The following is a 20,536-nucleotide window of genomic DNA, read 5'->3' as shown; positions in this document are numbered from 1 at the left end:
AGACGGTCTCCCTCTTGTTTTCTCAACAATAGTATACCCGTTTTTCCTGTATTGTTCCAGCCAATTCGAAAGTAATCCACTACTTGGGAGAGCATAATCCAGAGATACGCTTAGTTGGGAACGACCTTCAATCAAAACATTATTGATGATTTCTTGCTTTAATTCAGGAGAGTAATAACGGTTTTTCCCTTTTTTGACGAACTCTATTCCGTAACGATCAATCAATTTAATCATGTACCTAAGATTAGAATTGTTTATCCCAAATTTATTTGAAAGCTTCTCTAAGCTATATCCTTGTTTTCTTAGTCCATAGATTTGAACTTTATCTTCATAACTCAATTTCATAATAAAACACCCCAAAAGTTAGATTCTTTCTGTCTAACTTTTGGGGTGCAGTTCAAATTTCTCAGCTTTTTTATATATTCTCAGATAATTAAACGCCTGCACTCACTAATTTCCGTTTTTCCACTCACAATCATTCTCATGGTCATCAACCAGACCTGCAGCCTGAAGAAAAGATAAAACGGCAATTGGGCCTGTGAACTTGAAACCTTGTTTTTTTAGATCTTTAGCTAATTTTTCAGACAAGGCTGTTTTAGCAGGTGCTAGGTGATAGTCAGGAACATCATTCACGATCGTTTTCCCCTCAACAAAAGACCAAAGATAGGCATCAAAAGAGCCATATTCTGTCTGTAATCGTAGAAAGGCTTGGGCGTTAGCGCGTGTAGCAAAAATCTTGGCTCTATTTCGGATGATGGCTGGATTATCCAGCAAGTTTTCCAATTCGGTGTCGGTCATCTCTGCGACCGCTTGAATTTGATAGCCATGAAAGGCTTCTCGGAAAGCTTGGCGTTTGTTGAGCACCGTTTCCCAAGACAGGCCTGCCTGATAGGTTTCCATACACAACAACTCAAACAATGCTTGGTCATCATGGAGGGGCTGCCCCCACTCCTGGTCGTGGTAGGCGATGTAGAGCGGATTGGTCATCTTAACCCACGAACAGCGTTTTGTCATATTATTCTCCTATTTCACCAACATTTTAAGGGCCGACTTGATATAGTTCTCTGCTGTATCCGTCGTCCCTTCAAAGAATTTCTTGATTTTCTTAAGCTCGGTCGCCTTGTAGCCCAGTGCCAACATGGCTTCCATGGCTTCTTCCAGTTCTTGGTTTTCAATGCTTGCTTGCACTGCCACCTTAGCAGGAAGGTCATCACTAGCCACAACTACCTTGCCTTCCAAGTCCAGCACCATCTGCTGGGCTGTTTTCTTGCCAATTTTAGGAAACTTGGTCAAGTAGGTGATGTTCTTGCTTTCGATGGCTTGAACCAAGCCAACATTGTCATCAGCAGCGATAATAGCAAGAGCTGACACAGGCCCAATCCCAGATACCGAAATCAGACTGAGAAAGAGCTTTTTCTCATCTTCTGAGCGAAATCCATAAAGTAGATGGGCGTCCTCACGCACAACCTGATGCACATAAATTTGAGATTCTTGATTGACCTGTCCCGAGTAAGCATAGGGATTGGCTACATGCAGGATATAACCGATACCGTTGGTTTCAAGAACAATGTATTTGGCAGTAATTTTGGTAATGATTCCTTTTAAATATTCGTACATAGTTTTCCTTTTCTCTTATTTCGTTTATCTAGTATATCATATTTCCCCAAGACAGACTGCAACAAAAGGTGCACCCTCTGGTTGACAAATAGTACAGGAGATTGTATTCTCATTATAAGTAAAAATTGTTAGGATAGAGGTAGAAAAAGGAGGATAGAATCATGAAACTCGCAGAAAAACTATTTGAGCTTAGAAAGGAAAAAGGTTGGTCCCAGGAAAAGCTAGCAGAACAAATCAATGTTTCTCGGCAAAGCATCTCCAAATGGGAGTCTGGTCAAGTTCTTCCAGAAATCGAAAAAATCATTGAATTAAGCAAGATTTTCCAAGTGACAACTGACTATCTACTACTGGATGAAAACTCTGAAAAATCTTCCACGGCAGTGATTTTGGAGGAAGATAAGGACAAATACTATAGAGAAGTTAAATCCTTTGGCCTCTGGCAAGTGATTTATATTTTCGTCTTGGCTCTGGCTATCTATCTCTTTTTAGCTGGTTCTAGTTTCCCAGCCGAATTCACCGCCTGGATTTGGCTGACCTTCGTTCTCTTGATTGCGTCTGCAGTTGCTATCAACAAGGCTCTCAAAACCAAACAACGTTATCTTGATAAGGTGATTGATCCTGAGAATCCTTCAAACCAAGACGATTCTGCGAAATCTTGAATCACCTAGTTCAGTTTTCACAACACTTTTTATAGGACTGGTCTTGTCAAGCAAGTGTAAACCTCGTGTCAAGTTGCCCATACCCAATCAAAGTTCCCACCTTAGAAAAACTAAAAAGCCTTGTTCAAAAGGAACAAAGGCTTTTTGTGTTCTTAATATTTCCCCAACTCTCGGAGGCTGGTATGATTCTCCTGAATGCGTCGGAACATCTTTTCCATATCCGACTTGGTGAAATGCACCAAAACAGGGCGTCCGTGGGGACAGTTGTAAGGATTGTCACATTGAGAGAGCTGATAGAGGAGTTGTCTGGCTGAGTGGTCATCGATGCGATGGTTTGCCTTGATAGACCGCTTGCAGGACATCATAATAGCCAGCTCTGCTCGGTATTTCTTGATCGAAACTTCCTTGGTCAAGAGTAGCATATCACACATTTCATAGATGCCTGATTCGATTTCCTCTTCGGCCATCCAGACAGGATGCTCACGCAGGATAAATTGATTTTCTCCGTACTCTGCTAGAAAGACACCTACTTCCTCTAAGAGAGGCATTCTTTCCTTGAGACGAAGGGCATCATCCGCAGGAAATTCAAAGATATAGGGAACTAGGAGTTGTTGCTGGCTCTGGTCAACATTGCCAATACTTTCTCGGTATTCCTCGTATTTAACCCGTTCCTGAGCCGCATGTTGGTCTATGATGTAGAGCCCATCTCGCCCTTGGGCAAAGAGATACGTCCCGTGCATTTGTCCAAAAAATTCCAACTCTGGGAAGCTGGATGCTTCCTCTCGCTCCAGCTTATCATAAGCCTTATCAAGACTCGCTAGGTCTAACTCTGGGTGATCTAGCTGGTCGTAGTTAGCAGGCTTTCTCTCTGCAAAATGTAGTTTTGCTGGCTTGGTCAACTGGTCCAAGGTTTCCTGGGCAAATAAGGTCAAATCTTTCCCTTCCTCAGTCAATTCTACCTGATGATCAGCCACCTCAGCTTGACTGGGTTTTGAGAGTTCTGTTTTTTCATAGTAGAGCGTATTTTCTTTGAGTGGGAGAATGGTCTGCTCTACCTTTTGACGATTACGAACGGTCGACTTGGCAAGATTTTCTAAAGCATCAGGAATCAAGGCTTGTTCCTTGAGACTATTTGAAATAGCTTCTGAAACCAGCGCCATCAGTTCTCTTTCCTTAGAAATCCGCACTTCTTGTTTGGTTGGATGCACATTGACATCAGCTAGATAGGGGTCGATATGGATGTGAATGACAGCCAGTGGAAAACGCCCTACCATGAGTTTGCTTCCGTAACCGTCAAGAATAGCGCGATTTAGTAGAAAGTTCTTGATATAACGGCCATTGATGAAGAGGCTGATATAGTTGCGGTTGGCTCGGGTTAACTCAGGCAGAGACACAAAGCCTGAAATTTCAAAGTCTAGGTCAGAGTTCTCAATTTCAATCATCTTCTTAGCACTCGCCAAACCGTAAATCCCTGCGATGGCTTGTCGCAGTTGGCCAGTCCCTGCTGTCCGCGTCATTTCCTTGCCATCACTAATCAAACTGAAGGAAATCTCAGGATGGGCCAAGCCCAGACGGTTGACAATATCAATGATATGAGACAACTCCGCTTGCTGGCTCTTCATATACTTGAGACGAGCTGGTGTATTGAAAAAGAGTTCCTCCACACAAACTTTGGTTCCCACAGGACTAGTCGCTGGGATGACTTCCTCAACTTCACCCCCACGCGCAACGAGCTTGGTCCCATGACTCGCACCATCCACCGTCGTCAACAGAGTCAAGACACTGACAGAAGCGATAGAGGGCAGGGCTTCACCACGAAAACCAAGCGTCCGAATCCGAAAGAGGTCTGCCTGAGTTTTTATCTTACTGGTCGCATGGCGACGCAAGGCCAACTCCACCTCATCATGGGAAATTCCATGACCATTATCAGTGATTTGAATCTTCTTAAGACCAGCTTCCTCAATCTCAATGATAATCTGGCTAGAGCCAGCATCAATGGCATTTTCTACCAACTCTTTGACCACACTGGCAGGACGTTCAATGACCTCTCCTGCAGCTATCTGGTTTGCCAGCACCTCTGGCAATTCAATAATATGAGACATCTTTCAGCCCCTTTCTGTATCTATTTTCCTAGAAATTGATTAGTGCTATTATACCATATTTCAGATGTTACCAGAAAAAGCAAATACCACATAGACTCCAAATTTCTCCACATAGACAAAAGCTCTTGCCATGGGTCGTAAAATAGTGTTTAATAAAGGTGTACAAGAAGTGATCACAATTTTGTATGAAATATGAGGAGGGAAATTTATGAAAGTAGAACTACAGATTAAAGAGACTTACGAGGAGGAAAAGCTGATTGTCCAAACTCCTCAGCCGACCGAAAAAGTCCAGAAAGTCATCGAGTTCGCAGAAAATCTTGACCAAAAAGAAACAATCAAAGGAAAGATTGAAGATCAGGTCTATCTAGTTGAAATTGGCAAGATTCAGCGCTTCTATATAGAAAATCGAAAAGTTCTAGCAGAAACTGCCAGTCAGACCTATACCATTGATTTGCGTCTCTATCAAGTTCTTGACATTCTGCCGACCACTTTTATCCAAATTTCCCAATCTGAAATCGTTAATATTGACGCTATCTCTCATCTCAAACTAACTCCCAACGGCCTAGTCGAAATCTTTCTCAAAAACGAAAGCTTCACCTACTCTTCACGCCGTTACCTAAAAACCATCAAGGAGAAATTAGAACTATGAAAAAACAAATCTTTCACGATGCAGCCACTGGCGTTCTCATCGGCCTCATCCTCTCTATCCTCTTTTCACTCATTTATGCACCAAATACCTATGCCCCACTGAGTCCCGAGTCTCTCATAGGCCAAGTGATGGCTCATCATCAGGTTCACGGTGCTCTGGTCTTACTCTACTGCACGATTATCTGGTCAGCTATCGGCGTTCTCTTTAGCTTTGGTGGTCGTTTATTCAGCCGTGACTGGAGCTTGCTCCGTGCAACACTTTCCCATTTCTTCCTCATGCTGGCTGGCTTTGTCCCACTAGCGACTCTGGCTGGTTGGTTCCCCTTCCACTGGACCTTCTATCTCCAGCTCATTCCAGAGTTTGCGATCGTCTACCTTATCATCTGGGTTATTCTCTATAAAAGAGAAGCTAAAAAAGTAGACCACATCAATCAACTCTTGGCTCATAAAAAGTAATAGAGAAAAATCCCACTCACAAACACATGAGTGGGGTCCTTTTTATAATTTTTGTTTAAGCTCAACTAAGACATTCATAGCCTGCATCGGTGTCATATTGTACACATCCAGTTTAGCTAATTCTGCTAGAATAGGATGCTCTTCAGGGGTATCAAAGAGTGACATCTGCCCTGTAACAGCACTTGTTTGTCTCATGGGAGCAGGACTTTCCGTCCCTTGACTCTCCAGTTGAGTTAATATCTTATCCGCCCTTGCTAAAAGTTCTGCTGGTAAACCAGCAATCTTAGCAACATGGATACCGTAGGATTTGTCAGCTGGACCTGGTTCAATCTTGTGAAGGAAGGTGACTTGTCCATCCTGTTCTAAGGTTGCCACGTGAACATTGACCAAGTGTTCCAGGCTAGACCCCAGACTGGTCAACTCATGATAGTGAGTCGCAAAGAGGGTTTTGGCTCCGATATACTCATGGATGTATTCGATGATGGATTGGGCAAGAGCCATCCCATCATAAGTTGCAGTTCCACGTCCCAATTCATCAAAGAGAATCAAGGAATTCTTGGTCGCATGCGAAATAGCATTGTTAGCCTCCATCATTTCTACCATGAAGGTTGATTGACCTGAAACCAAGTCATCGGCTGCTCCGATACGGGTAAAGATAGCATCAAAAATCGGCAAATGGGCGCTTTCTGCCGGCACATAAGAACCCAGCTGAGCCATAACCGCAGTTATGGCTAGCTGCCGCATATAGGTAGACTTCCCACTCATGTTGGGCCCTGTAATCAATTGAATGCTGGTATCTTCTGCCATCTGAATCGTATTAGGAATATAGGTCTGAGCTCCCATGACCTTTTCGACGACTGCATGGCGCCCTTTCTGGATATCAATTTGTGAATCGTCTCCAAACTCAGGTCGAATCAAATGCTGGGTTTCAGCCACAACCGCCAGACTTTGCAAGACATCAACTGTAGCAATTCCTTGGGCTAAAGCCTGCAAACGCTGGATGTACTTGCTGACTTCCTCACGGATGCGCATAAAGATTTCATATTCTAGGTTGGCTGACTTCTCACGCGCCTCCAGCATATCCCCCTCGATACGGGCTAATTCTTCGGTACCAAAGCGTTCCGAGTTTTTCAGTGTCGCCTTGCGGAAAAAGTGGGCTGGTACATTTCCCAGTTGCGAATTGGTCACATGGAAATAGTAGCCGTCTTTTTTATTGTAGTCAATCTTAAGCGTGCTGATGCCAGAGTTTTCTCTCTCCTTAGCCTCAATCTCAGCAATCCAGCTAGTTCCTTCTCTGAGCACACGACGGTACTTGTCTAAGGTCTCATCAAATCCAGTTCGGATAATGCCCCCTTCCGTAATCACGTGAGGAGCTTCAGGAGCAATGGCAGCACTAATCAAGCTCTCCAACTCAGGGATGGCATCTAACTGTTCGATAAGATAGGCTAGAGCAGGCTGCTCCATGCCTTCTAAAATCGCACGAATCCGTGGTACACTAGACAAGGTGGTCGCTAACTGCAAGAGATCCTTGGGATTGGTCTTACCAAAAGAAACCCGACTAGCCAAGCGTTCGATATCATAGACACCCTTGAGGCTATCCGTTAAATCGCTGCGCTCAAAGAAGTGGTCAAGAAAGACCTGCAACACGTCTTGACGTTGGACGATTCGCTCCTTATCAATCAAAGGACGATGAATCCAAGAACGTAAGAGCCGCATACCCATAGCCGTTTTGGTTTCATCCAAAAGCCAGAAAAGACTGCCTTGCTTCTTACCTGAACGGGCATTCTCAACCAAATCCAGACTAGCCTTGGTCGCATAGTCCATCTGTAAGAAATCTTTGATTTCATAGCGGATAACTGGTTTGAGATGGTTCAATTCCCGCATCTGGGTCCGGTGAACATACTGGAGCAGCTTACTAGCTGCCGCTTGCTCCACAGCTGCCAAACGTGAATCTAGTAAATGAATATCCTCAAAGCCTTCCTTCTCATAAGAAAGCACCAGATTCATCTGACGACTGAGGATTTGTTCTTCTTCCTCAGACAAGTCATAACCCAGCACCACTTCTCGAGCCTTGAGATTGCGAATTTCCCCACAAACCAGCGTAAAATCCAATAAACCTGTCACATAGAAATCACCTGTCACCAAATCCATATAAGCCAGACCAAACTGATTGCCATCACGATCTAAGGCAACCAAGAAATTATTCTGACTATCAGGCTTACTGCTATCGACGACCGTTCCAGGTGTGATGACCTGGACCACCTCTCGCTTGACAACTCCGACCGCTTGTTTGGGATCTTCCATCTGCTCGGCTATGGCTACCTTATAGCCCTGCTCAATCAGAACATCGATATACTGCTGGGCAGAATGATAGGGGACGCCCGCCATGGGTATCGGATTTTCTGCATTTTTATTCCGACTCGTTAAGGAAATTTCTAAAATCTGTGCTGCATTAATTGCATCTTCATAGAACAACTCGTAAAAATCACCCATCCGAAAAAGCAAAAAAGCATCTGGGTATTGTTTCTTAATATCCACATACTGTTGCATGCCGGGTGATAGCTTTTCTGTTGCCATTTTCCGTCTCTCCTTGCTAAAAATAAGTCTTGAGAGCAACTCCCAAGACCTTATTTATCTTTCATCAAATCTAGCAAACGATCTTCCATCAGCTTGGCAACGTGCTGGTCTCGACAAATAACCAATAAGGTATTAGCACCAGCAACCGTTCCTAAAATCCATTCATCCTTGTTTGCATCTACAATGTTTGCTAAGACTGCAGCTTCTCCAAGTTTGGTATGAAGTACCAAGGTGAACTCTGCTCTTGCAACTCCTTCTAAATGATGAGACAAAAACTCAACTAAATCAATCTTATCTGTCTCATTTGCTAGTACATAATACACCATATCATTTTTCTTAACCTTGGTCAAGCCAATTTCACGCAAATCACGTGACAAAGTCGTTTGTGTCACATAAACATTACGAGCTTCTAAACGATCTTGAATCTCTTTTTGTGTCCCAAGTTTCTCTTCGGTGATCATCTTTTTAATCAATTGATGCCGTTCTCTTTTTCTCATATTATCCTCTTAAGTGAATATTTATAACAAATTTTACATTTATTTTATAACTACATTATACCAAAAAAAATAGAGAATTCAAAAAAATTCTTTTCTTTCTCAAAAAATGTAGTAAATTGTGTTAAAATAGTAAAAAAGCCCAAAAGGAGCCCTTATGAATACAAAAGAATTGATTGCTAGCGAGTTGGCTAGCGTCATTGATAGCCTGGATCAAGAGGCTATTTTAAATTTACTAGAAACACCTAAAAACTCAGAAATGGGAGACATCGCCTTCCCTGCCTTTTCTCTAGCAAAGGTCGAGCGTAAAGCTCCGCAAATGATTGCAGCAGATATTGCTGAAAGAATTAATAGTCAGGCCTTTGAAAAGGTTGTTGCTACAGGACCTTACGTCAACTTTTTCCTTGATAAATCTGCTATTTCGGCTCAGGTATTACAGGATGTTATCACTGAAAAAGAGCACTATGCCGACCAAACCATTGGCAAGCAAGAAAATGTCGTTATCGACATGTCTAGTCCCAATATCGCTAAACCATTCTCTATTGGGCACTTGCGTTCAACCGTTATCGGAGATAGCTTATCACATATTTTCCAAAAAATCGGCTATCAAACGGTCAAGGTCAACCACCTAGGAGACTGGGGCAAACAGTTTGGAATGTTGATCGTTGCCTACAAGAAATGGGGAAATGAGGAAGCCGTTAAAGCGCATCCAATCGATGAACTTCTTAAACTCTACGTTCGCATCAATGCTGAAGCTGAAAAAGACCCTAGCTTGGATGAAGAAGCACGTGAGTGGTTCCGTAAACTGGAAAATGGAGATGAGGAAGCCCTCGCTCTCTGGCAATGGTTCCGTGATGAAAGTTTAGTGGAATTCAACCGTCTCTACAATGAATTGCAAGTCGAATTTGACAGCTATAACGGAGAAGCCTTCTACAATGATAAGATGGATGCCGTTGTAGACATTCTCGCTGAAAAAGGGCTTCTTGTTGAGTCAGAAGGAGCTCAAGTTGTCAATCTTGAGAAATATGGAATTGAACATCCAGCTCTTATCAAGAAATCTGATGGTGCAACTCTCTATATCACACGTGACTTGGCTGCAGCCCTCTACCGTAAAAACGAATACCAATTTGCCAAATCAATCTATGTTGTTGGCCAAGAACAATCTGCCCACTTTAAACAACTCAAGGCAGTATTACAAGAGATGGGCTACGATTGGAGCCAAGACATTGTCCATGTTCCGTTTGGATTGGTAACAAAAGAAGGGAAAAAACTCTCTACTCGTAAAGGAAATGTCATCTTGCTAGAGCCTACTGTTGCAGAGGCTGTTAGCCGTGCCAAGGCCCAAATCGAAGCGAAAAATCCTGAGTTAGAAAATAAAGACCAGGTTGCCCACGCTGTTGGAGTTGGGGCTATCAAGTTCTATGATCTTAAAACCGACCGTACAAATGGATATGACTTCGACCTTGAAGCTATGGTATCCTTTGAAGGAGAAACTGGACCTTACGTTCAATACGCCTACGCTCGTATCCAATCTATCTTGCGCAAAGCCGATTTCAAACCAGATACAGCTGGCAATTACAGCCTGAATGATGCTGAAAGCTGGGAAATCATTAAACTACTCCAAGACTTCCCACGTGTTATCAATCGTGCAGCAGATAATTTTGAACCTTCTATCATTGCGAAATTTGCGATTAGTTTGGCTCAAGCCTTCAACAAATATTATGCACATACACGTATCCTAGATGAAAGTCCTGAGCGCGACAGTCGTCTGGCCCTCAGCTACGCAACCGCAGTGGTCCTTAAAGAAGCTCTTCGTTTGCTCGGAGTAGAAGCGCCGGAGAAGATGTAAATCGCCAAAGTTACTTGATTGCAGAGCAATCTAAGTAACTAACGCCAAATCCTATTCGGACTTTGGCTAGGCGCTTCACTAGTCATGGCTCCTAAATATAATCGATTTAGAGGCCATGACGTCGTAACCAGTACGAGTTGCCTAAACGCTTCACTAATTCACCTAACCAAATAATATCGATTTGGTTAGGCTCATGTCGTAATCTTTTAAATTACTTGAAAGCAATCCGAACGATTGAGCAAAATAACATTTATATTTTGTTCGGCCTTGCAGCTGTTCAATGAAACAATTTATTCACTTTTACTATTTATCACACTGGGAGATTTCCTATGAGCCAATATGCTTATATCCTCGTTATAATTAGCTTGGTTTTCCTTTTTCTGCTCAATAAGTACGAAAAGGAAAGACTGCAAAAGCTCTACCAAGAGCAACTCTTGAAGGACGAGACATTTAGGTCTGACATCAAAGAGAAAATTCACACGACTGAAAATATCAATGATGTTATTGCACATATCAATAAAACTTACCATTTGGGAATGTTGCTCTCAAAAGACGTCACAGATCAATTGAAATAATAAAAATCCGAGAAGCTTTCTTCTCGGATTTTTATTGGTCCTAGTCAACATCATCCCCTTGAAACAGCCACGGTTATTTTCATATGATTTTTGTAATTTTTTCAGAACTTCCCAACTTTTTTCAAAATATTCTTGCATTTCTTTTAAGTTTTTTGTAGAATAGTAGCTATCTATTCAGATTATTCTGAAAATTCAAAAATAGGAGCGTTTATTATGTCACAAGTTACGTTATCAAACCAGTCAACCTGGGCAAGCAAACTAAAGGCAATGGGGCCAGGAATCCTCATGGCTTCTGCCGCCGTTGGAGGTTCTCACATCGTATCCTCCACTCAAGCTGGTGGTTCTTATGGTTGGTCACTACTCCTCTTAGTTATCTTGGCCAATGTCTTTAAATATCCATTTTTCCGTTTTGGTGCCGAATATACTGCCGACACTGGCAAAACCTTGGTGGAAGGCTATGCTGAAAAAGGAAAACTCTATCTCTGGATTTTCTTTGTCCTCAATGTTTTCTCTGCTATGGTCAATACAGCTGGAGTCGCCATCCTTTGCTCAGCCATCATCGCTAGCGCTTTTCCAATGATCGGTCTTAGCATCACTCAATGGTCCCTCATCCTTGTTGCAGTCATTTGGGCCATGCTACTCTTTGGTGGCTACAAACTGTTGGATGGTATGGCAAAATGGATTATGTCTGCTTTGACCATTGCAACAGTTCTTGCAGTTATCATTGCAGCAATTAAGCATCCAGAATACAGCTCTGATTTTGTCGAGAAGACACCTTGGCAAATGGCAGCCCTCCCTTTTATCGTTTCCCTCTTAGGATGGATGCCTGCCCCTATTGAAATTTCAGCCATCAACTCACTCTGGTCTGCTGAAAAGAAAAAGACCGTCAACTTTAATACAGAGGACGCCCTTTTCGACTTTAACGTTGGTTACATCGGAACTGCTATCCTGGCTGTATTCTTTGTAGCACTCGGAGCACTCATTCAGTATCCTACAGGACAAGCAGTTGAAGCCGCTTCAGCCAAGTACATTTCTCAATTCGTGGGTATGTATGCCTCTGTTCTTGGAGAATGGTCCCGTTATTTGATCACCTTCATCGCCTTTCTCTGTATCTTTGGAACAGTCATTACTGTTATCGATGGCTATTCTCGCGTTAATCAGGTTTCCCTACGACTCTTGCTAAGTCAAAAAGAGGATGATAGCAAATCTTTGAACATCTGGATGACCCTCATAGCTATTATCGGTATCGTCATCATCAAGTTCTTTGCTGGTCAAGTTTCAACCATGCTCCGCTTCGCCATGATCGGTTCTTTCCTGACAACACCATTCTTCGCTCTTTTGAACTATGTATTGGTGACACGTGAAAATAAAAATCTTCCTTCTTGGCTAAAACTCCTCGCTATCGCAGGATTGATTTTCCTCTTTGGCTTCGCTATCTTCTTTATCTATGCACTTGCTATCGGCAAAGCAGGATAGTTTATAAAATGGCACCCTTACGGGGTGCTTTTTGTATACACAAAAAGCAGTTGAAAATCTCAACTGCCCCTCAGTACTACTTCATTTTTCTGTTTCTAACTCATACAAATCTGCAATGATTGCTGCGACCTTTTTAATATCTCCCAGCATACCACGCATTTCAAAGTCAGCCAAAACTGGGAAACCAAAGCGCTGACTATACTGCTTGGCTGTCAGGCAGTATTGATTGTTAAAATTGCGATTACCAGATCCCACTACCCCAAAACACTTACTAGCATTGTCCCCATAGGCGATAAAGTCGCTCAGTGGAGTTGTTAAAATCTCGACATCGCCGTTATCGACACCATTTCCACCTTCTAGATAGGTCGGCAAGAAAGCGATATAGGGATGTTCCATTTCAAAGAATTCTTGACCTTCCTTGACTAGGTCCTTGATATGGATTTTTTGGACCTCAATCCCTTCGTACTGGGACAAGAGATAGTCCTTGAGTCGGGTTACAAAACTCTCTGTATTCCCACTCAGACTGATATACACTAAGGATATTTTTTTCATGTTGACCTCGATTTTTATGTTTACGATATAAAAAGAACTACCAAAATTGTAACTTGATAGTTCTTTTTTGTCAATACTTAAGCAGCCTCTTCTGCTTCGACTTCCTCAGTCAAGTCCTTTTGTTGGCGCCACATCTTGTAAAAGACTAAGGCTAAAAAGAGAATATTGATGATGATGAACAAAATATTCGTCCCTTTTGCTAATGCTCCCATTCCTAAGCCAAGGGCACTATCTTTGATTAATTGAACCGCATCTTGAACGTTCATATAGCTATAAACCAAACCAACAATAGCTAGTAAAACATAGCCAACATAAGTATAGTTTGCGAATTGTACGTTTTTACGTACGAGAAATACAAAGGCTACTACAACTAAAATTGCAGATAAAACAATCAACAACATATTAAAAATAGAGTGAGAGGATTCTGACACTTTGTAAGTATAGTTGACCGTGTCTTCTAATTGCTGGGCAGTGAGCGTCCCGCTATTCGCCAGGCTAGCACGAAGAGCATCTTTACTTGGCAATGGACTCAAGATTCCAAATAATGACATAGCCGAAATGAGGGCTGATAGGACTAACAAAACCCAAAGATAAATAGGATTCTTTTTCATGTTTTCCTCCATAAGATATTTTGAACATTATAGCATTTTTTGTACAGGAATACAACTTTTACAAGCTAGTTTCAACTTGTTTACGATAGGCTTTCGGTGATTTTCCGCACAATTTACGGAAAACCTTGTAGAAATATCCAACATTACTGTAGCCAACTGCATAGCAAATATCTTCGATGCTATCACTGGTCGAAAGTAAGAGTTGCTGCGCTGCCTTAATTCGCTGTTTATTGAGCAATTCCGCAAAGGTTGAGTTGGTTTCTCTTTTGATCAGCTGCCCGAGATAGACAGGATTGATAAAGAGATCCTTGCTGATATCCTTGAGCGAGAGCTCTTTCTGATAATCACGCCCAATCACCTCCAGAACGCTCACCACATTTTCATTCATGCGGTACTGGCCAAAGAACTTGGTCAAGGTTTCTTTGATATAGGCAACCAATTCTTCAAAGGAGTTAATGGCATGGATGGCTTTGACAATCTCGGTCATATCATCTGCTTTTAGGTGTTCAAACAAATGAAAGACGTCCATGACAAACTGAGTGAAAAGTTGCTTCGTGATGGCCACTCGCGGAGTATTCTCCAAAACAACCTTCTCTAGTAGGGTTAATTCTTCGATGATTTGATTGATATTCCCTTGGATAATCACCCGATAAATCGGCTCGTAATAGGCAAATAAACTCTCGGATTTTTCTAAATTAACTGAACCGTAGAAGAGGGCTTTTTCAGCATTAATCTTCCAATTCTCAAAGGACTGCTGGAAGGGTGCTTCAAATGGCGTCACGACGATGCCATCTAGTGGCTGATCAGAGATGAAAATCTGCCAGTCTTGCCCCAAAACATAGTAAGGAATGGTAAAAGACCCCTGCTTTTCCTTTGAAAGTCCTATCCACCAGCTGTCTTTACCTGACAGGTAGTTCGTAAATCCTGTCTCATCCAATTCTTGACTAAGGGTCTGACTTTGCTCCACCTTTTCCTGAAGCTGTTGCGCAATTTTTTCTAATAAATTGCCCAACTCTACCTTGTCTACTGGCTTGACCAGATAATCCACGACACTAAGGTTCATGGCTTTTTTGACGTAGTCAAACTCCTGATAACCAGACAGCAAGATATAATAGGTATCTGGAAGTAGCTCTTTCATTTCCCTAATCATCTCAAGCCCGGTCTTATCTGGCATGTTGACATCGGAAATGATCACATCCACTGGATTTTCCTTGACGTAATCCAAAGCATCATCTGCGTGATTAGCTGTCGCGACGACTTGCATATCCCATTTTTCAAAGGGGATTAATCGCTTGAGCCCCTCTGTCACCATGTACTCATCGTCTACTAATAAAACTTTATACATTTCTACCCTTTCTATTCATCCTGGATAGTGATATGGTAACGAACACCTTCTTGCTCAGCTGACTCTACACTGATTTGGTAGCGATCCCCAAAGTAGAGAACAAAGCGTTCGTGTACATTCACTATTCCAATTGATTGCCGCTCTCCACTGTAGCTTGCTTCGTGTTCAAAACTTCGCTGAGTTAATTTTTCTTGCAAGGCAGCTAGTTTCTCAGCGGACATTCCCCGACCATTATCTACTACTAGGATTTCAACGAATCCTTGGCCCTTCAAGGCTTTGATACTGATGACATTATCTGTTCTGCGATGATCAACACCATGAGCAAAGTAGTTTTCTACTAATGGTTGGAGTGTAAATTTTGGAATTCTCATTTCTTCCAATTCTGGTGCAATCTTGAAACCATAGGCAATGGATTTAGGATAACGCACCATACAGAGATAGCTATATTTTCGGCAAAATTCCAACTCTTGCTTCAACGTGGTTTCCCGCTCGTCGGAGATATTGTTGCGTAACAAGCTACTAAATTCATAGATAATATCTGCCAGTTCATCCTGACTTTGCATGACGGCATACATCCGTAAAAACTCCAGAGTATTGTACATAAAGTGAGGATTGATTTGAGCCTGCAGAGCTCGCATATTGGCATCTTTTTGACTGAGCTCTAGCTGATAGATATCGTGGATATTTTTTTCCAGGCTATCCAACATATCATTGGTTGTTTCTGCAATGAGAAGCAACTCTTGGTCTTTTTCAGAGGTATCGATTCGAAGGCCTTCTTCTCCTTGAGCAATCACCTCGATCGAATCTACTAGGTCTACGACCTGTTTTTGGTAATTTGAGAAAGTCTGTCTAAGGGTCACGTACAAAATGATGATAAAGAGGATACTTAGTCCAATAATAATAGCTGAACTCGTCAAAGTTCCTGTAAGAACAAAATTTTTAGGAACAGCAACTCGAACCTGATAACCGTGAGAGGTGACACCTACAAACCAGTTTTCTCGCTCGGCTGAGACCTTCTCCCCAATATGGAACATCTCAGTCTCAAAAGGCGAAGTTACTGTTACAGCCATTGGGATATGGCCCCTTGTATTGTCAATAGCGCCATGTAAAACATCTGGGGATAGGGAGATATAAATCACTCCTAAATCCTTGTCAGACACAGGATCGGAAACAGGAATGGCAAAACTATTGGCTGCCGGCTTAAAACCCTCCGCAGGAATTTTCTCTCCACTGCGTTTTTCTCTAGTCGAAACATAGACTTCCTTGTAGTCCTGAAGAACAATAGCCACTCCAGTCACAAAATCATTCCGAACATAGAGGTCATCAATATTTTCATACAGGGAAACCGAGATATAAGGCGAAGTTTTACGCTCTAATTGCCAATAGAAATAGTCTGGTGTGCTGAGACTGAAATACTTGTAAATCCCTTCGATGCGGGCCTGATTTTCAACCAAAGACTGAGCAAGTCGGGTTGACTCTCTGTGATAGTATTCCACTTCACTCACTGTCCGAGTGGTCACACGTTCTGCAACCCGTTGGGCCTCTTTCTCACGTGAATCCCAGTCAGCATACGATAGCATAATCGCAAAACTGGCAATGACCACGATCATAACCAAACTATAAATCCGTAAAAGAGAGTGAAGCCAAAACTGCTTCATTCTATTTTGCCGCCAATTTTTCATGGATACTTTCATAAATAGGTTCCAACATATCACTGATAAAGAAATGCCACATTCCAATTCCTACAAAAAAGAGCAAGGCAGGCATATAATAACCAACTCCTACAAGAAGAGCGGACCCGAGTAAAACCTTGGCAATCGCAGGTAAGCTCATAAAAATCCCGATAAGGGACAGTTTCAAGGTATTTTGGTAGGATAAATCAAAATACACCTGAAGTTTCAAGGAAACAGTATAGGCTAGAAAGACAAGAGCGACTACAAGGACATTGAGAAAGGTCGCCAAGAGGTGGAAAATCGTCTGGTGGGGTAATTGAACTAGAAGATACAAACCATAAACTAGGACAAGATCCACAAACACAAAACTATAGAAAGCCAGATTACTCTTGACAAAATTGCTCTTATACAATTCCCAAGCTTCCTTCAAATGGTATGCTCGATAGGTATAACCATGCTCCGCATACAAACTCATAAGAGTTGCACTAGCTGGTGCCAAACCAAAGATCACTCCTCCTGCTAGTGTTAATAGCCAAAAATAAGCCGTCGTCATCATTCCCAAAAAGATACGATTAAAGACGAATTCTAGAAATTTCCCCATGCCACTCTCCTTAAACTAACGATGTAACTATTATATCATATTTCAAACGTTTTCAAAAATATAGAACTCCCATTTACAATCCTCAAAAAGCGTGATACAATTGGTTTTATTAGTTTGTATCAAGGAGATTCTCATGAAGAAAAATATCTTAACCACCCTCTTAGCCGCCGTCCTCTACTTTCTCTGTGTGGGGATTGGAGTCTTCCTAGGACACCTAGTCGATCAAACAGGCAATATGTTCTACGCGCCTGCCTTTTCTGCCCTTGTCGGTGGCAGTGTCTATATGCTTCTTTTGGCGAAGGTCCCTCGTTTTGGTGCTATCACCACTCTAGGACTTTTTATGGCACTTTTCTTCCTAGCTAGCAAACATGGTGCTGGTGCCTTTCTTCCAGGTATCATCTGTGGTCTTGCAGCAGATGCCATCGCTCGTCTCGGAAACTACAGAGATCGAATCAAAAACACCCTCTCCTTCCTCGTCTTTGCTTTTAGCACAAGTGGCCCTATCTTCCTCATGTGGATCCGTCCCAAAGCTTACGTGGCTGCCTTACTTTCGCGTGGGAAATCCCAAGAATACATCGACCGTATCATGGTCGCTCCAGAGTTGGACAAAATCCTTCTCTTTGTTTCAAGCATCCTCCTAGGTGCCTTGATGGGTGCTTTGATTGGGCAATTTCTAAGTCAAAAAATAGCTGATAAACTATAAGCTAAAAGCCCTGAAGACTAGCAATGCCTAGTTCCAGGGCCTTTTTGTATACAATCTTAAAATTCACTATAGATAAATTCTTGAATATTCGAAAAATCGGTCACAAAACAGTAAATCACGATGCTCAAGATAACCGTATAAAAAAATAGTGTCCACAAGATTAAACGATGTGTGTTAGTTAGCTTGGTTTGCAAATTTGTAAAGTTCTTTTTCAACTTCCATCCATCCTTTCACTCCAACGTGCATCACGTCAAATAAAAAGTAATCATCATACTCTCTGTTTCCATAGTTTAATACGGTTGCACCATGGCTTTTTGCGACATCTTCTATTTTTTTATAAGTTTTTTCTCGCATCTCTCTTGAGACACCAGTGTAGTCATTCCATTTCCCGTTTACTGGGAAAATAATAACCTCAACTTCAATTCCCAATTCCTTAGCAACTGTCAAGAAAAGTTCCATATCTGAATACTCTGGTGACTCCAGGTAACTCAAATCTTTATTAGAATCTTTCAGTGATGCATAGCGGTCTTTTAAGTAAGTATTGTAGTAGTTATTATCAACAGCATAGTCGTTATTGTCTGTTTTCTTTTTGACCTCTTCCACAAACTGATCCGTCATCTTCTGCCAATCATAGTCTGGGGTTTTATCTCCTGATGAGGGATAATCTGATTTCTCATGATTTTCATAAAATTTTCGTTTGAGCTTAAAGGAATACATCGCGTTCTCAAACTCTAGTAGTTTTTTATCGACAATGGTTCCTTTTCCATCTATGAAATAACTTTTGTATTTTTTGTAGATGTCATTTTGTTGCTTGTTCCCCTTGGTAATCTCGATAATGCGATTGATCAGTTTTTCTTTCGTTTCCTTACTAATCTTGTCATTATCTAGCATGTGGAAAATATGTTCCTGAGAAGCCTTGTTCAAAAAGGCATCTTGATGAGTCCCATCTTTTTCAAACCACTGAACAGACTCTACTATAGCTACTTTTCGCTTACTCATAGATCCTTCAATAGAGCCCAAGGTCGTAGCCTGAATGATGTTTTGAGAATAACTTGTCCCAATCTGCATGATATTAAAATCGTTGTAGTTAAAAATTTTATTTGGATGATAGTCTTCATTTATCGTCGCAACCAACTCGGATGACCCCAATAAAACCAGTGTATTGGGAGTAATATTGCTTGTTAAAATATCTCTACTTTTATACTTTTCATACGAGGTGCTATAACGAATACTGTTATCCTTGACTTTATAATAATCATCAATCTTCTTGACATACGTCACATTTAAAAGGGCAAGCGTCGCAATTACGAGCACAAGCGATAGTAAAAATGCTTTTAATTTAATCATCTCGTTTTATCCTATCCCTTCGGTCTGGAAGACTTCTTTTCAATCTCTTATCTCTTTAAAATCGTCAGTAAGATTTTATAGGGTTCACCTGAAAAGATAAAGAAACCAATCATAACCAAATGCATGGTCACAAACCAACTTAGTAGCTTATACCAGTTTTTGTTTTTATTTTTCTTATAAAAATTGCTTTTCTTTTGATACACTTCAAATCCAGCCATCAAGACACCATGGTAAAAACCATAAACAATGTAGCTAACACTAAGACCATGCCAAAAACCCATGACCAACATATTGACCATATAGGCATAGGTTGCATTGTGTAGTCTATTTTTAAACCATTTTTTCCTGATAACCTGCATCAATACTCTTGAAAATACAAAATCTCTCAGCCAGGTCGACAAGGTGATATGCCATCTGGTCCAGAAATCCTTGATATCAACACTCAAGAAAGGTTTGTTAAAGTTCATCGGTGTCTGAATACCTAGAATGTTGCTACTTCCAACGGCCATTAGACTATAGCCTGCAAAGTCAAAGAACAGATACAAGGTATAGAGGTACATATACTTGATTGAATAAACGACTGTGCCAGTATTATTTAGAGCGAGTAACATCTGGTAAACATAGGTTGATAAAACAACCTTGTAAAGAAGGCCTAGAACGATACGATACACACCGTCCCCTGCTAACTCTAGATACTCTTTTCGGGGCATGACCTCGTTTATCTCTTTTAAAAATCTCCTACTCCGATCAATCGGACCAGCACTAACTGTTGGAAAAAAGAGCAAAAACTGTAGGTAATCTTTTACACTGATTTTTTCTTTGATCAAGCCATCCGATATTTCTAGCATGATCTGAATGGTCTTAAAGGACATGTAAGAAATTCCAATAAAGGCCAACAAATGCAGAGAAGTCAGAGCAAAGACTTTATTGATTATCAAAGGAAGAATGGAAAGGAAAACCAGTGGTTTCAGCCGCTTTGCCTCTATCCTCTGTGCTAGAAAAACCAGAAAATACTGGTAAACGACAAAGGCGAGCAAATAGACCATCATCGCTCGACTCTTACCATAGATAGCTCCTGCAAATAAGAGGGAGAGCGTCAAAATATAGTAGTCCTTACGTTTTTCAAAAAAATTTACCACAAAACCAATCAGTAAAACTACAAACAAGAGAAGGAAGAAATCATTCCCCTCGAAATAATTCATACCAGCCAAACTCCTTTACATTATCATCCCTTCGACAGCAAACTTTCTG

At 41.5% G+C, this 20,536-nt stretch carries 20 protein-coding genes; 7 read left to right on the top strand and 13 right to left on the bottom strand.

Annotation, left to right across the window (positions count from 1 at the left end):
- The 3 genes from HMPREF1518_RS05900 to ruvA all read right to left on the bottom strand — a co-directional run.
- Window positions 1-345: transposase (locus HMPREF1518_RS05900; RefSeq protein WP_033584809.1), on the bottom strand; the 345-nt coding region annotated here is incomplete at its 3' end.
- Window positions 346-450: 105 nt separating this feature from the next.
- A complete protein-coding gene (locus HMPREF1518_RS05895; protein ID WP_033584807.1) occupies window positions 451-1,014 on the bottom strand; it encodes a DNA-3-methyladenine glycosylase I in 564 nt (187 codons plus the stop codon).
- A gap of 9 nt (window positions 1,015-1,023) precedes the next feature.
- Entirely contained in the window at window positions 1,024-1,617 is a 594-nt protein-coding gene (ruvA, locus tag HMPREF1518_RS05890) for a Holliday junction branch migration protein RuvA (protein WP_033584805.1), read from the bottom strand.
- A gap of 161 nt (window positions 1,618-1,778) precedes the next feature.
- On the opposite strand from ruvA, the gene HMPREF1518_RS05885 reads away from it, so the two are divergent.
- Window positions 1,779-2,276: a helix-turn-helix domain-containing protein gene (locus HMPREF1518_RS05885; protein WP_033584803.1), complete on the top strand. Its 498-nt coding sequence runs from the start codon at window positions 1,779-1,781 to the stop codon at window positions 2,274-2,276.
- A 152-nt stretch (window positions 2,277-2,428) separates the two neighbouring features.
- Here HMPREF1518_RS05885 and mutL read toward each other — a convergent pair whose 3' ends face one another.
- Window positions 2,429-4,378 (bottom strand): DNA mismatch repair endonuclease MutL, encoded by a 1,950-nt coding sequence (gene mutL, locus HMPREF1518_RS05880; protein ID WP_033584802.1) that lies wholly within the window; start codon window positions 4,376-4,378, stop codon window positions 2,429-2,431.
- A 208-nt stretch (window positions 4,379-4,586) separates the two neighbouring features.
- On the opposite strand from mutL, the gene HMPREF1518_RS05875 reads away from it, so the two are divergent.
- Together HMPREF1518_RS05875 and HMPREF1518_RS05870 are read left to right on the top strand one after the other, a co-directional pair.
- Window positions 4,587-5,027 (top strand): LytTR family DNA-binding domain-containing protein, encoded by a 441-nt coding sequence (locus HMPREF1518_RS05875; protein ID WP_033584801.1) that lies wholly within the window; start codon window positions 4,587-4,589, stop codon window positions 5,025-5,027.
- Window positions 5,024-5,482 carry a DUF3021 domain-containing protein gene (locus tag HMPREF1518_RS05870; protein WP_033584800.1) on the top strand — a complete coding sequence of 153 codons (459 nt, stop codon included), beginning with the start codon at window positions 5,024-5,026 and terminating at the stop codon, window positions 5,480-5,482. Before HMPREF1518_RS05875 ends, HMPREF1518_RS05870 begins: the two co-directional genes overlap by 4 nt.
- 42 nt (window positions 5,483-5,524) lie before the next feature.
- Here HMPREF1518_RS05870 and mutS read toward each other — a convergent pair whose 3' ends face one another.
- Together mutS and argR are read right to left on the bottom strand one after the other, a co-directional pair.
- Window positions 5,525-8,059: a DNA mismatch repair protein MutS gene (gene mutS, locus HMPREF1518_RS05865; protein WP_033584797.1), complete on the bottom strand. Its 2,535-nt coding sequence runs from the start codon at window positions 8,057-8,059 to the stop codon at window positions 5,525-5,527.
- A gap of 50 nt (window positions 8,060-8,109) precedes the next feature.
- Window positions 8,110-8,556 carry an arginine repressor gene (argR, locus tag HMPREF1518_RS05860; protein ID WP_001231483.1) on the bottom strand — a complete coding sequence of 149 codons (447 nt, stop codon included), beginning with the start codon at window positions 8,554-8,556 and terminating at the stop codon, window positions 8,110-8,112.
- A 154-nt stretch (window positions 8,557-8,710) separates the two neighbouring features.
- Here argR and argS point away from each other — a divergent pair, with 154 nt between their 5' ends.
- From argS to HMPREF1518_RS05845, 3 genes are all read left to right on the top strand, one after another.
- Window positions 8,711-10,402 (top strand): arginine--tRNA ligase, encoded by a 1,692-nt coding sequence (argS, locus tag HMPREF1518_RS05855; RefSeq protein WP_033584795.1) that lies wholly within the window; start codon window positions 8,711-8,713, stop codon window positions 10,400-10,402.
- 329 nt (window positions 10,403-10,731) lie between these two features.
- Window positions 10,732-10,977 carry a hypothetical protein gene (locus HMPREF1518_RS05850; protein ID WP_033584793.1) on the top strand — a complete coding sequence of 82 codons (246 nt, stop codon included), beginning with the start codon at window positions 10,732-10,734 and terminating at the stop codon, window positions 10,975-10,977.
- Between the two features lie 213 nt (window positions 10,978-11,190).
- Window positions 11,191-12,453 (top strand): NRAMP family divalent metal transporter, encoded by a 1,263-nt coding sequence (locus HMPREF1518_RS05845; RefSeq protein ID WP_033584791.1) that lies wholly within the window; start codon window positions 11,191-11,193, stop codon window positions 12,451-12,453.
- A gap of 81 nt (window positions 12,454-12,534) precedes the next feature.
- Here the strand turns inward: HMPREF1518_RS05845 and nrdI are convergent, their stop codons facing one another.
- From nrdI to HMPREF1518_RS05820, 5 genes are all read right to left on the bottom strand, one after another.
- Entirely contained in the window at window positions 12,535-13,005 is a 471-nt protein-coding gene (gene nrdI / locus HMPREF1518_RS05840) for a class Ib ribonucleoside-diphosphate reductase assembly flavoprotein NrdI (protein ID WP_000724241.1), read from the bottom strand.
- Between the two features lie 77 nt (window positions 13,006-13,082).
- A complete protein-coding gene (locus HMPREF1518_RS05835; protein ID WP_000740032.1) occupies window positions 13,083-13,616 on the bottom strand; it encodes an ABC transporter permease in 534 nt (177 codons plus the stop codon).
- Between the two features lie 58 nt (window positions 13,617-13,674).
- Window positions 13,675-14,961 carry a response regulator transcription factor gene (locus HMPREF1518_RS05830; RefSeq protein WP_000278913.1) on the bottom strand — a complete coding sequence of 429 codons (1,287 nt, stop codon included), beginning with the start codon at window positions 14,959-14,961 and terminating at the stop codon, window positions 13,675-13,677.
- An 11-nt stretch (window positions 14,962-14,972) separates the two neighbouring features.
- On the bottom strand, window positions 14,973-16,643 hold the full coding sequence (locus HMPREF1518_RS05825) for a sensor histidine kinase (protein ID WP_081730820.1): 1,671 nt from the start codon (window positions 16,641-16,643) through the stop codon (window positions 14,973-14,975).
- The gene (locus tag HMPREF1518_RS05820; protein ID WP_033584788.1) at window positions 16,621-17,235 is read right to left on the bottom strand and encodes a YesL family protein; all 615 of its coding nucleotides are present in this window, start codon (window positions 17,233-17,235) and stop codon (window positions 16,621-16,623) included. Before HMPREF1518_RS05820 ends, HMPREF1518_RS05825 begins: the two co-directional genes overlap by 23 nt.
- Before the next feature lie 133 nt (window positions 17,236-17,368).
- On the opposite strand from HMPREF1518_RS05820, the gene HMPREF1518_RS05815 reads away from it, so the two are divergent.
- Entirely contained in the window at window positions 17,369-17,938 is a 570-nt protein-coding gene (locus tag HMPREF1518_RS05815; RefSeq protein WP_033584785.1) for an MptD family putative ECF transporter S component, read from the top strand.
- A gap of 174 nt (window positions 17,939-18,112) precedes the next feature.
- On the opposite strand, the gene dltD is transcribed toward HMPREF1518_RS05815, so the two are convergent.
- Entirely contained in the window at window positions 18,113-19,285 is a 1,173-nt protein-coding gene (gene dltD / locus HMPREF1518_RS05810) for a D-alanyl-lipoteichoic acid biosynthesis protein DltD (RefSeq protein ID WP_033584784.1), read from the bottom strand.
- Between the two features lie 47 nt (window positions 19,286-19,332).
- Window positions 19,333-20,487 carry a D-alanyl-lipoteichoic acid biosynthesis protein DltB gene (gene dltB / locus HMPREF1518_RS05805; RefSeq protein ID WP_033584782.1) on the bottom strand — a complete coding sequence of 385 codons (1,155 nt, stop codon included), beginning with the start codon at window positions 20,485-20,487 and terminating at the stop codon, window positions 19,333-19,335.
- Window positions 20,488-20,536 lie beyond the last annotated feature (49 nt).

Source organism: Streptococcus sp. SR1 (assembly GCF_000526075.1).
Lineage (GTDB): Bacteria > Bacillota > Bacilli > Lactobacillales > Streptococcaceae > Streptococcus > Streptococcus halitosis.
Note: the sequence above shows the minus strand (reverse complement) of the source record. Positions and strands in the feature narration are given on the sequence as shown.